This window comes from Acinetobacter sp. CIP 102129 (assembly GCF_000368305.1).
In the GTDB taxonomy this organism is placed as follows: domain Bacteria; phylum Pseudomonadota; class Gammaproteobacteria; order Pseudomonadales; family Moraxellaceae; genus Acinetobacter; species Acinetobacter parvus.
In genome coordinates this window covers 934,175-943,612 of sequence record NZ_KB849341.1, presented here as the reverse complement: position 1 = coordinate 943,612, position 9,438 = coordinate 934,175, and the positions used below count along the sequence as shown (strand labels likewise).

Here is a 9,438-nt window from a genome sequence, read left to right as displayed (position 1 = left end):
ATAGTTAAGTGGGAAACGATGTGGGAAGGCATAGACAGCTAGGAGGTTGGCTTAGAAGCAGCCACCCTTTAAAGAAAGCGTAATAGCTCACTAGTCGAGTCGGCCTGCGCGGAAGATGTAACGGGGCTAAAACTATGTGCCGAAGCTGCGGATGTAACTTTTAAGTTACGTGGTAGGGGAGCGTTCTGTAAGCCGAAGAAGGTGTATTGAGAAGTATGCTGGAGGTATCAGAAGTGCGAATGCTGACGTGAGTAACGACAAAACGGGTGAAAAACCCGTTCGCTGAAAGACCAAGGGTTCCAGTCCAACGTTAATCGGGGCTGGGTGAGTCGACCCCTAAGGCGAGGCCGAGAGGCGTAGTCGATGGGAAATTGGTTAATATTCCAATACTTCTGTGTAATGCGATGAGAGGACGGAGAAGGTTAAGTCAGCCTGGCGTTGGTTGTCCAGGTGGAAGACAGTAGGCATGCATCTTAGGCAAATCCGGGGTGCTCTATGCTGAGAGTCGATAGCAAGCTGTACTTGTACAGTGAAGTGGCTGATACCATGCTTCCAGGAAAAGTCTCTAAGCTTCAGTTACACAGGAATCGTACCCGAAACCGACACAGGTGGTCAGGTCGAGTAGACCAAAGCGCTTGAGAGAACTCTGCTGAAGGAACTAGGCAAAATGGTACCGTAACTTCGGGAGAAGGTACGCTGCTGACGGTGATGGGACTTGCTCCCTGAGCGGTTGGCAGCCGCAGAAACCAGGCCGCTGCAACTGTTTATTAAAAACATAGCACTCTGCAAACACGAAAGTGGACGTATAGGGTGTGATGCCTGCCCGGTGCTGGAAGGTTAATTGATGGGGTTAGCGTAAGCGAAGCTCTTGATCGAAGCCCCAGTAAACGGCGGCCGTAACTATAACGGTCCTAAGGTAGCGAAATTCCTTGTCGGGTAAGTTCCGACCTGCACGAATGGCATAATGATGGCGGCGCTGTCTCCAGCAGAGGCTCAGTGAAATCGAAATCGCTGTGAAGATGCAGTGTACCCGCGGCTAGACGGAAAGACCCCGTGAACCTTTACTGCAGCTTGACATTGAACTTTGACCTTACTTGTGTAGGATAGGTGGGAGGCTTTGAAGTTGGAACGCTAGTTCCAATGGAGCCGTCCTTGAAATACCACCCTGGTAATGTTGAGGTTCTAACTCTGCCCCGTAATCCGGGACGAGGACCATGTCTGGTGGGTAGTTTGACTGGGGCGGTCTCCTCCTAAAGAGTAACGGAGGAGTACGAAGGTGCGCTCAGCGTGGTCGGAAATCACGCGTAGAGTATAAAGGCAAAAGCGCGCTTAACTGCGAGACCCACAAGTCGAGCAGGTACGAAAGTAGGTCTTAGTGATCCGGTGGTTCTGTATGGAAGGGCCATCGCTCAACGGATAAAAGGTACTCTGGGGATAACAGGCTGATACCGCCCAAGAGTTCATATCGACGGCGGTGTTTGGCACCTCGATGTCGGCTCATCTCATCCTGGGGCTGAAGCAGGTCCCAAGGGTATGGCTGTTCGCCATTTAAAGAGGTACGCGAGCTGGGTTTAGAACGTCGTGAGACAGTTCGGTCCCTATCTACCGTGGGCGCTGGAAATTTGAGAGGATCTGCTCCTAGTACGAGAGGACCAGAGTGGACGAACCTCTGGTGTACCGGTTGTGACGCCAGTCGCATCGCCGGGTAGCTATGTTCGGAAGGGATAACCGCTGAAAGCATCTAAGCGGGAAGCCTACCTCAAGATAAGATTTCCCCGAGGCTTTATGCCTCCTAAAGAGCCGTTCGAGACCAGGACGTTGATAGGTTGGGTGTGGAAGCACGGTGACGTGTGAAGCTGACCAATACTAATTGCTCGTGAGGCTTGACTATACAACACCCAAACAGTTGTTGTATTCAAGATAAATTCAATACACAACTTGATTTAGTGTGAAAACTAGTTAAAATGCTGAACACAAAGTTAGACTCAATATCTAATCCGTTAATAACTCTTTGGTTCGTAAGTAAGGCAGACATGAAGTGAAAACACAACATGATCAATAAGACCCCAAAACACCACAACAGTTTGCTGGCGACAATAGCAAGAGTGAACCACCTGATCCCTTCCCGAACTCAGAAGTGAAACCTCTTCGCGCTGATGGTAGTGTGGCGTTTGCCATGTGAGAGTAAGTCATCGCCAGCTTTTAAATACTAAACCTCCCAACCAATGTTGGGAGGTTTTTTATTGCTTAATAGGATAAGAATACAGCTATAGCAATTAGCAAAATTTAATATCACTCGTACTCAATAAAATTTAGAATAGAAAAATTTCTAGTCAAGAGTATTATTCAAATGGCAACTAAGTTAGATTGATCCTAGCCAAAATAATGGACAGCACGTCCCTCTAAAGATAACGTAACTTTAATCTTTGGAGATTCAAGAAATGGCTAAACGTTTTAGTCCCGAATTTAAACAGCAAGCGATTGATTATGCACTTTCAAACTCCCACGAAGCTATAGCTGCAATCGTCCAGAAATTAGGTGTGGGTTATTCAACCTTAGACAAATGGATTCGTGAAGCCAATCCAGTGGGTTCAAGCAAACGTCAACTTTCACCAGAACAACAGCGGATCGTGGAATTAGAGAAAGAAGTCAAACAGCTCAAGGAAGCCAATGACATCTTAAAAAAAGCGCATGTGTACTTTCTAACAGATCATGCCAAGAAAAGTACACGGTAATTCAAGATCTAGATATGAATGAAGTCACCGTATCTTCTGCCTGTAAATACCTAGGTGTCAGCACTTCAGGCTATTATGCCTGGCGAAAATGTCAAGCCAATACGGCACAGAAATATAATGACTTAAAAGCCGTATATTGGCATCATCATGCACGATTGGGTGCACCTTCATTAGTACATGACATGCATGATTTAGGTTACAACATGAGCGAACGTACTATTGGAAGGATGCTAAAAAAGCTTGGTTTACGTAGCAGGATTGCACGTAAATACAAGCATACGACTGATTCAAACCATCGTTTGCCTACAGCACCCAACTTGTTGGATCGCCAATTTACAGTTACTCAGCCTAATAAAGGCTGGACAACAGACATTACCTATATCCGCACTAAAGAAGGTTGGTTGTATTTATGTGTGATGCTAGATTTATTTAGCCGTCGTATCGTGGGGTGGCAAACCAGCCATCGAATAGACCGCCAGTTGGTGTGTGATACGTTTAACTATGCAATGGCTCGTCAGGGTTATCCAACTGGTGTTATGGTACATTCAGACCAAGGTTCACAGTACTGTAGTCGTGATTTTAGAGCGCTGTTACTGACAAATGATTGTACTCAGAGTATGTCTAGACGTGGAAACTGTTGGGATAATGCAGTGACTGAAAGCTTCTTTCATACATTAAAAGGTCATGTGGTACATGGCAGTGTGTTTTCGACTCGAAAAGAAGCGAATGCTGTCTTGTTTGACTATATTGAAATTTATTACAATCGGATCAGAAGACATTCTGCAAACGGCTGGTTAAGTCCAGAAGCCTTTGAACAGAAATATATTAAAAGTTTAGAGGGGCTGGTTGTCCACGATACTGTCTAGGATCAGATATACAAAATTGGATTATTGATTCTCTGAAAAGAAATAATGGTAGTGCTTACTTGGTTCAGGTGACTAAAGATATTTGATTATTCCATGAGACTGATCTACGGAGCTCAGGAGATTTATTTTATCCATGGCAATATGATATGCGTTGGGCCGCTAATGCTTTACGTAGGAATGGTATTTCAAAACCTACTGATGTATCTCCTCTGAGAATTTGGGAACTAGTATAGGCGTGAAAGGAAATGCAATATCTCAAATGTCCGTTTTGTATTTATGATCAGAATGAAATGACTTTAAAATTATCTATTTTTTGTGATAGTCGGTATGGTCGAGTTTTTACCTATCACAATGGAACACAATCTTATTACTCTACAAGAGGAGTTCATAGTTTATTAAAAATGTAGAGTTCGATGAGTAGGAATAATTTCTTATAAAAATTAAAGCAGTGGGATGAATTGAATATATTTTTTAACTTTTAATTTTGCCAAGCGCTTGCTTGGTTTTGGTGGTTTTGATACCTTAGTGTTCATTAAATATTCGAAAAAAATGATCAATAATTGCCAGGAAGCAAGCATGCAACTTAATCCCCTATATTATACTGAGCAACATTTAGCCTTTGCTGAGAGTGTTAGGCGCTTTACTGAAAAAGAAATTAGCCCTTTTATCAATGAATGGGATGAAGCTCAAACCTTTCCTCGAGAGCTTTATAAAAAGGCCGCAGATATTGGTCTGCTCGGTGTTGGCTTTGATGAAAATTATGGTGGTATTGCAGGAACGGATGCATTTTATATCTTGCTTGCTTCGGTTGAATTGGCAAAGTGTGCATCAGGTGGTTTAGCTGCATCATTGCTTTCGCATACTATTGGGACACCACCAATTCAGCATTTTGCCCAAGAGGAGCTAAAAGCTGAGGTCTTGCCACAAATTTTGTCAGGCGAAAAAATATCGGCATTGGCCATTACTGAACCCAGCGGTGGTTCTGATGTGGCAGCCCTAAAAACCAAAGCAGTTCGGGATGGCGACAATTATATTGTCAGTGGTGAAAAGACCTTTATTACATCAGGTATTCGCGCCGACTATTATACCGTTGCAGTGAGAACCGATCCTAATGCCAAAGGGGCAAATGGTATTTCTATGCTGTTGATTGATGCGCATAGTGAGGGCATCACCAAATCCAAGCTGGATAAAATGGGATGGTGGGCATCGGATACAGCACATTTGCATTTTGATAACGTGCGTGTGCCAGCCAGAAACCTGCTTGGTGCAGAAAATATGGGCTTCTTTGTGATTATGAACAATTTTAACATGGAGCGTTTTTTTCTTGCTGCAAGTAGTTATGGCTATGCACTGGTCTGTTATGAGGAAGCCTTGGATTGGGCGAAACAGCGTCAGACTTTTGGTAAGCGTTTGATTGATCATCAAGTGGTTCGACATAAGCTGGTGGATATGGCAACACGTTTAACCTCAACCCATGCCCTGTTGGAAGATACAGCTTATCGTTTGGCCAAGCCTGAATTACAGGGCAATCAACTGATTGCACAAATTTGTATGCTCAAAAATGTGGCAACACAAACCATGCAATTCTGTGCCGATGCTGCAGTACAAACACTGGGTGGTATGGGCTTTATGAGGGGTACAAAATCTGAGCGAATTTATCGTGAAGTGAAAGTGAACATGATTGGTGGGGGTGCAGAGGAAATTATGAAAGACCTTGCCAGTCGCCAACTGGGTTATTAATCGAAATTTTTTAGGGCTTTAGATCATGAGAAGATTGGTTTAAAGCCTGATTCATACAACAACAATGAGTTAAATAATAATTTAGGAAAAAGAGCATGGATGGTTTATTCAACCCGATTTATTACACAGCAGAACATCGGGCTTTTGCAAGCAGCATCAAACGTTTTGTAGAAAAAGAAATTTCACCTTATGTTAATGAATGGGATGAAGCTGAAACGTTCCCACGAGAGCTTTATCAAAAGGCTGCAAGTGTCGGTTTGTTGGGCTTGGGTTTTGATGCTGAACATGGCGGCATTCCTGATGCTGATGCTTTCTATGTGATGTTGGCAGCGATTGAAATGGCAAAAGCGGCATCAGGTGGTGTGCATATTTCCCTGATGATTCATAGTATTGGTACACCACCGATTCATCATTTTGCTCAACCTGGAATTCGGGATCAGGTGATGCCTCAGATTATTGCTGGCGAAAAAATCTCGGCTTTGGCTATTACTGAACCAAGTGGCGGTTCTGATGTGGCAGCCATTAAAACCAAAGCCGTTCGAGAGGGTGATTACTATATTCTGAATGGTGAAAAAACCTTTATCACTTCAGGAATTCGGGCTGATTATTATACCGTTGCAGTCAAAACCGATCCTCATGCTAAAGGGGCAAAAGGCATTTCCATGTTATTGGTCGATGCCCATAGTGATGGGATAAGCAAATCACCGTTAAAGAAAATGGGCTGGTGGGCATCGGATACCGCACATTTACATTTTGACAATGTCAAAGTGCCTGTTAGCCATTTATTAGGCGAAGAAAATGCAGGTTTTAAAGTGATTATGAACAACTTTAATATGGAGCGTTTTTGGTTGGCGGCAATGGCGTATGGGTATGCGTTGGTATGTTATGAAGAGGCATTGGATTGGGCAAAACAGCGTCAGACTTTTGGCAAGCGTTTGATTGACCATCAGGTGCTTCGGCATAAACTGGTGGATATGGCAACGCAACTGACCACAACGCGGGCATTGCTGGAAGATACAGCCTACCGTATGGGACAGAAAGAGTTACAGGGAGCAGACCTCATTGCACAAATTTCGATGTCAAAAAATGTAGCGACTCGTACTATGCAATTTTGTGCGGATGCTGCTGTGCAAACTTTGGGTGGAATGGGTTTTATGCGTGGAACGAAGTCCGAACGAATTTATCGTGAAGTCAAAGTGAATATGATTGGTGGTGGTGCTGAAGAAATTATGAAAGATCTAATCAGTAAGCAGCTAGGCTATTAATACCTCCATGACAAATAAAAAGTGCGGTTAATTTCCGCACTTTTTATTTTTTATTTTCAAATTTATTCGAGTTCAGCCAATTCTTCTAAAGAAATCTGGCGGATTTCAAATATAGGTTGTTTTAGAAATGAATTTAGTGCTTTGATATCAATAAATTTTATGTTGTCGAGTGCAATACCCTCGATACTGTCTTTTTCAGCATCGTAACGAATATCTGGAGTTTGTTCGATAAACTGTTTGAGTAATAGTGGACTATCGCTTAACTCTGCAAGGGGTTTGTCCATCAAAGCTTCAAACTCATAGTCCATCGCATAAATATTGGACTCCCAAGAAACATCACCAAAGTTTTCATCTTGACTTGAAATGATGCTGCCAGTTTCATAGCCACTAAAATAGTCTTCTTCAGAGTTAATCCAGAGTACATAGCAAGGTTGTGATGCATCAACTTCCAATAATTGGTACCAGACAATACCTGAGATTTTAGCAAATTCAAAAGCATCATCTTCATTCAATTTAGGAATTTCACCATCATCTATATTAAAAGTTTTTCCTGTTTTTTCTAAAATTAAAGCTTCAAGTTTTTCGTAGATTTCATCATCTGCTTCACCATTGCCAATATCATAGTTACATAGTTCATCATAGTATAAGCCTTCAACGACTAATGATTTGTATGCCTTTTCTGCTTCAGCTTTATCTGTATAAATCTGCTTGATCGCCCCAGTTGAAACACAATTAGTCAGATGCCATTCATCATTGTAAGCAAAGTCGTTTTGACGAATAACGTATTGGATAGTACTCATTTTTATTTCCCCTTAAATTAAGCGATTTTCATTTTTAAGTCTTGCAATTTGGCTGCACTTGGCGGGAAGGTCATCCCATTGTCCATCCAGAGTTCAAAACGCATTGGATTGAAAAAGAAGTCTGGACTAATATCAAAATCAATAAATTTAGCTTCGCTTTTTCCCATCATTGGAAGAATGGTATTGATAAACCAACTATTGTGAGTGATCAGTAAAGATTTTAGTTGTCCTGTCACTGATAATGGCGAGAGTAGTGTTGCTGATAGCTTTGGGTCATCAATCACATCTGAGTGGAATTTTTCGAGGCGTTTAGCCAGTCCATCTGTGGGAATATCCTGCATGGCTGCAACAAAATCGCCAATAGTTGGAATAAAACGATGGTGGAAATCCACCAGTAAATGATCTTTTTCGCACAGGTCTTTGACCTCGATACTTTTACCCGCACTATTTTCAAAATGATGTCCAAAAATCGGAATGATCACCTCTTGAACTCCCCAAAAGGTATGCAAAATACGATGGCGGTTGTCGGTACAAAGCATTTTGGTGCTGTCGATGAGCGCATGAATATCAATATAATCTTCAAGCTCGCCCCCACGACGTTTCACTGAAATATTGGCATGTTGAACTGGATTCATTTTTACTATTTCTTGTAATCTTTTGATGTTTAAGCAGAATAGCAGTTTTTAATTTGAACGAGAATAGAGCAAATTGGTTAGGCGTTAAGTTGTGTCGTTTGTTTTATTAAAGTAAAAGTCATCATTTAACTGAATTATTTTAACCATGTATTGCTGATAGTTTGAATATATAAGTGGCGGCAGCGCTGAAGAAATTATCAAAGACTTGATTAGTAAACAGTCTGGTTACAGATATTTATATTTGGGAGACTATCTTATTAACTCAATCCAATAGTTTCCTTTCCCTTCTGGATGAACTGCTATATACCAAAGTGATGAATCTTTAGCATATACGAAAATTTGAAACCCCTGATCCTGCATTTCCTTTTTTGTACCATGATTTACAGTACTTATTTTAATTGGAATTGCACCTTGATCGCTAAAATACTTTAGGTCTGTTGGTGAAAAAGTAAAAGAGCCGTTACCTTTATTCAAGTCTAGATCATTTGTTTCAACAATATTTTTTGTACTGGGCGGTAAAATTGGAGGTAACCAACCGCGTTCAAAAGCATGTTCAACTTTCGCATGCCGCAAATCTGTAAATTTGGTTGTAACGATATCATCTGTACAACCGAGTATTAGGCTGGAAAGTAAGATTATAAATGTTCGTTGCATATATTTTGCTCAAAAATATAAGAGGAAATTATTCATTATTTTAGTGCCATTTCCCAAACCATTTCAGTCAGTTCATCCACTTTGACTTTACCATCTGGGTTATACCACGTGACCGACCAAGAAATAGAACCACCAACCAAACGTCGCCAGATAAAGGCATCATGCTTAACCTTGCCTTGGGCACGTAATTTCTCAATCACATCCAGCCAGATCTGCTCATATTCATTACGCATTTTAAGCAGATATTCCTGTTTCTCTTTAGAGAGGGCAAACCATTCATGTACCAGTACAGCCATTGCTGCCCCTGTATCGCCCGTAATTGAAATCAGTTCAGCCTTGATCAAGTCGCGTAATTGTTGTTCAGGATCATTGGAGCGTTCAGCCGCCTCTTTTAAACGGGCAAAGTTATAGATAATGGTTTGCTCCATTACCGTGGCGAGAATATCATCTTTACTTTTAAAATGATGAAATAGACTGCCTGACTGAATACCAATAAACTCACCGAGTTGGCGAACCGTGGTTTTATCATAACCCTGTTTATAAAACAGATAGGCGGCACCAAGCAGCAAGCGTCCACGTGGACTATCGTCAAAACATACAATTTTAGGTATTTGCTCAATTGAAGTTGCGATCATGCCAGTCTGTCTATCCTATTAAATCTAGTAAGCATTGTAACAAAATTCATTTCATGAATTGTCTTATCTTTTTATAACAAGCATTTGCCTGAGTTTGTCTATTTTTGC

7 protein-coding genes, 1 rRNA gene, 1 pseudogene and 3 other annotated features are annotated in these 9,438 nt (G+C 41.6%); of the genes and pseudogenes, 5 read left to right on the top strand and 4 right to left on the bottom strand.

Going from position 1 to position 9,438, the window contains the following annotated elements; all coding sequences use genetic code 11:
- Nucleotides 1-136 (top strand) — a sequence feature (23S ribosomal RNA rRNA prediction is too short).
- Between the two features lie 111 nt (nucleotides 137-247).
- Nucleotides 248-1,004 (top strand) — a sequence feature (23S ribosomal RNA rRNA prediction is too short).
- A 1-nt stretch (nucleotide 1,005) separates the two neighbouring features.
- Nucleotides 1,006-1,878: a sequence feature (23S ribosomal RNA rRNA prediction is too short), on the top strand.
- A gap of 208 nt (nucleotides 1,879-2,086) precedes the next feature.
- The 5 genes and pseudogenes from rrf to F973_RS12525 all read left to right on the top strand — a co-directional run bounded on the left by rrf (nucleotide 2,087) and on the right by F973_RS12525 (nucleotide 6,606).
- Nucleotides 2,087-2,201: ribosomal RNA gene (gene rrf / locus F973_RS12545) — 5S ribosomal RNA — on the top strand.
- Nucleotides 2,202-2,441: 240 nt separating this feature from the next.
- Nucleotides 2,442-3,601 (top strand): IS3 family transposase gene (locus F973_RS12535; protein WP_155756471.1). Its coding sequence is split into 2 segments (ribosomal slippage): nucleotides 2,442-2,676 and nucleotides 2,676-3,601, totalling 1,161 coding nucleotides; the frame shifts between segments, so codons are not numbered across the junction.
- A gap of 305 nt (nucleotides 3,602-3,906) precedes the next feature.
- Nucleotides 3,907-4,008, top strand: a pseudogene (locus F973_RS15130) (DUF4256 domain-containing protein); the annotation flags it as partial.
- A gap of 169 nt (nucleotides 4,009-4,177) precedes the next feature.
- Complete coding sequence (locus tag F973_RS12530) at nucleotides 4,178-5,341, top strand: acyl-CoA dehydrogenase family protein (protein WP_004762131.1); 1,164 nt, start codon at nucleotides 4,178-4,180, stop codon at nucleotides 5,339-5,341.
- A gap of 95 nt (nucleotides 5,342-5,436) precedes the next feature.
- The gene (locus F973_RS12525; protein WP_004762130.1) at nucleotides 5,437-6,606 is read left to right on the top strand and encodes an acyl-CoA dehydrogenase family protein; all 1,170 of its coding nucleotides are present in this window, start codon (nucleotides 5,437-5,439) and stop codon (nucleotides 6,604-6,606) included.
- 62 nt (nucleotides 6,607-6,668) lie between these two features.
- Here the strand turns inward: F973_RS12525 and F973_RS12520 are convergent, their stop codons facing one another.
- The 4 genes from F973_RS12520 to F973_RS12505 form a co-directional block, all read right to left on the bottom strand.
- Nucleotides 6,669-7,406 carry a hypothetical protein gene (locus tag F973_RS12520; RefSeq protein ID WP_004762128.1) on the bottom strand — a complete coding sequence of 246 codons (738 nt, stop codon included), beginning with the start codon at nucleotides 7,404-7,406 and terminating at the stop codon, nucleotides 6,669-6,671.
- A 17-nt stretch (nucleotides 7,407-7,423) separates the two neighbouring features.
- Nucleotides 7,424-8,041 carry a DUF6915 family protein gene (locus tag F973_RS12515; RefSeq protein ID WP_004762127.1) on the bottom strand — a complete coding sequence of 206 codons (618 nt, stop codon included), beginning with the start codon at nucleotides 8,039-8,041 and terminating at the stop codon, nucleotides 7,424-7,426.
- Between the two features lie 249 nt (nucleotides 8,042-8,290).
- Nucleotides 8,291-8,695 carry a YbbD-related protein gene (locus F973_RS12510; protein WP_004762126.1) on the bottom strand — a complete coding sequence of 135 codons (405 nt, stop codon included), beginning with the start codon at nucleotides 8,693-8,695 and terminating at the stop codon, nucleotides 8,291-8,293.
- A 35-nt stretch (nucleotides 8,696-8,730) separates the two neighbouring features.
- Nucleotides 8,731-9,330, bottom strand: a complete 600-nt coding sequence (locus F973_RS12505; protein ID WP_004762124.1) for a TetR/AcrR family transcriptional regulator — start codon at nucleotides 9,328-9,330, stop codon at nucleotides 8,731-8,733.
- Nucleotides 9,331-9,438 lie beyond the last annotated feature (108 nt).

Coding starts and splice junctions, on each gene's coding strand:
- F973_RS12530 (WP_004762131.1), top strand. CDS start 4,178: ATGCAACTTAATCCCCTATATTATACTGAGCAACATTTAGCCTTTGCT.
- F973_RS12525 (WP_004762130.1), top strand. CDS start 5,437: ATGGATGGTTTATTCAACCCGATTTATTACACAGCAGAACATCGGGCT.
- F973_RS12520 (WP_004762128.1), bottom strand. CDS start 7,406: ATGAGTACTATCCAATACGTTATTCGTCAAAACGACTTTGCTTACAAT.
- F973_RS12515 (WP_004762127.1), bottom strand. CDS start 8,041: ATGAATCCAGTTCAACATGCCAATATTTCAGTGAAACGTCGTGGGGGC.
- F973_RS12510 (WP_004762126.1), bottom strand. CDS start 8,695: ATGCAACGAACATTTATAATCTTACTTTCCAGCCTAATACTCGGTTGT.
- F973_RS12505 (WP_004762124.1), bottom strand. CDS start 9,330: ATGATCGCAACTTCAATTGAGCAAATACCTAAAATTGTATGTTTTGAC.